Origin of the sequence: Streptomyces sp. NPDC017056, from assembly GCF_044332485.1 — a bacterium.
Lineage (GTDB): Bacteria > Actinomycetota > Actinomycetes > Streptomycetales > Streptomycetaceae > Streptomyces.
On record NZ_JBIRPD010000044.1, the window covers coordinates 1 to 2,322 of the forward strand.

The following is a 2,322-nucleotide window of genomic DNA, read 5'->3' on the forward strand; positions in this document are numbered from 1 at the left end:
TTGGTGCGTGGGGGTGAGGTGCCGTTGTCGTCGGAGTTGGGTTTGCGGTTGTTCGATGAGGTGGTGGGTTCGGCGTGGCCGGTGGTGGCTGCGTTGGGGTTGGATCTGGGTGCGGTACGGGCGTCGGGTTCGGTACCTGCTGTGCTGCGCACCCTCGCCGGCCCGGTACGTCGCCAAGCGGCCACCGCACCCGTGGACCGCTCCTGGTCCGAACGGCTCACCGAACTGCCGCCCGCCGACCGGCAACGGTTCGCGGTCGACGAAATCCGCCGCCAGGTCGCCATGGTCCTGGGCCACGGCAGCGCCGGCGACGTCTCCCTCTCGGCCGCGTTCAAGGAACTGGGCTTCGACTCCCTCACCGCCGTCGAACTGCGCAACCGCCTCCAGAACAGCACCGGACTCCGGCTGCCCGCCACCCTCGTCTTCAACCAGCCGAACGTGACGGCCCTGGCCACCCACCTGATCACGGAACTGCTCGGCGACGCACCCGAACCGTCCGCCGACCCGACCGAGGCCGCCCTCCAAGCGGCCCTGGCGAAGACACCGCTGACGCGGTTCGCCGACGCCGGCGTCCTGGACACACTCCTGGCGCTCACCGGCCTGGCCACGCCCGCGCCCGAGAAGCGGTCCGGCGCGATCGACGAGCTCGACACCGACAGCCTGATCGCGCTGGCACTGGACACTCCCGAGTCCTCGTCCTGACCGCCGCCGGCCCGCGTCCGCCGACGCGGCCCCGGCCCGCTCTTACCCCCTGACCTCGACCTTCGGTCACCTGCGAATTTGTGGAGCAAGAAATGACGACGTCCGACGACCGGCTTGTCGATGCACTGCGCACGTCGCTGAAGGAGACGGAGCGGCTCAGGCAGCAGAACAACAAGCTCATCTCGGCTGCGAGCGAGCCGATCGCGATCGTGGGGATGGCGTGCCGGTTCCCGGGTGGAGTGGCCTCGCCGGAGGGCTTGTGGCGGCTGGTCGCCGACGGTGCCGACGGTATGTCGGCGTTCCCGGAGGACCGGGGTTGGGACGTGGAGGGTCTGTACGACCCGGACCCGGATCGTGCGGGGACGACGTATGTCCGCGAGGGCGGCTTCCTGGCCGGGGCTGGGGGCTTCGATCCGGCGTTCTTCGGGATCTCGCCGCGTGAGGCCGTGGCAATGGACCCGCAGCAGCGACTCGTCCTGGAGGTCTCCTGGGAAGCACTGGAACGGGCTCGCCTGAACCCCCGCAGCCTCCGCGGTTCGGCCACCGGCGTCTTCCTGGGCGTCATCGACAACGCTTACACCAAGCGACTGCTGTCCGTGCCCGACGACATCGAACCGTTCCTCGGCAACGGCGGCACGAGCAGCGTCGTCTCGGGCCGGGTGGCCTACTCGCTGGGCCTGGAGGGCCCGGCGGTGAGTGTGGACACGGCGTGCTCGTCGTCGCTCACGGCCCTTCACCTGGCGGTCCAGTCACTGCGCCGCGGCGAGTGCACCGTGGCCCTCGCAGGCGGCGTCACGGTCATGGCGCACCCGGACGACTTCGTCGACTTCTCACGTCAGCGCGGCCTGGCGCCGGACAGCCGGTGCAAGGCGTTCTCCAACGACGCGGACGGCACGGCCTGGTCCGAGGGCGTGGGCGTTCTGGTCGTCGAGCGGCTGTCGGACGCCGAACGTCTCGGCCACCAAGTGCTGGCTGTGGTCCGGGGTACTGCCGTGAACCAGGACGGTGCGTCGAATGGCCTGACCGCTCCGAATGGTCCTTCGCAGGAGCGGGTGATCAAGGCAGCGTTGGCGGACGCGCGGCTGACCACGGCGGATGTGGACGTGGTGGAGGCGCACGGTACGGGGACGACGTTGGGTGACCCGATCGAGGCGCAGGCGTTGCTGGCGACGTATGGGCGGGGTCGTGCGGCGGATCGGCCGTTGTGGTTGGGGTCGTTGAAGTCGAACATCGGTCATGCGATGGCGGCTGCTGGTGTGGGTGGTGTCATCAAGATGGTGATGGCGTTGCGGCATGGTGTGCTGCCGAAGACGCTGCATGTGGATGCGCCGTCGCGGCAGGTGGATTGGTCTGTTGGTGGGGTGGAGTTGTTGACGGAGGGGCGTGCGTGGCCGGAGGTGGAGCGGCCGCGGCGGGCGGGTGTGTCTTCGTTCGGTATCAGCGGGACTAATGCGCATGTGGTGTTGGAGCAGGCGCCTGAGCTGGAGTCTGTGGAGGGGGAGCCGGCGGGGGCGGTTGGTTCTGGTGGTGTGGTGCCGTGGGTGGTGTCGGGGCGTTCGGGTGCGGCGTTGCGTGCGCAGGCTGCGCGGTTGGCGGAGCATGTGGCGGCTGTGCCGGAGC

2 protein-coding genes are annotated in these 2,322 nt (G+C 69.6%); both read left to right on the forward strand.

From position 1 onward, the window contains the following. Positions 1-702: beta-ketoacyl reductase (locus tag ACH4OW_RS39040; protein ID WP_398033678.1), on the forward strand; the 702-nt coding region annotated here is incomplete at its 5' end. Positions 703-794: 92 nt separating this feature from the next. Continuing rightward, positions 795-2,322, forward strand: a 1,528-nt coding sequence (locus ACH4OW_RS39045) for a type I polyketide synthase (protein ID WP_398033681.1), incomplete at its 3' end; no start/stop codon positions are given.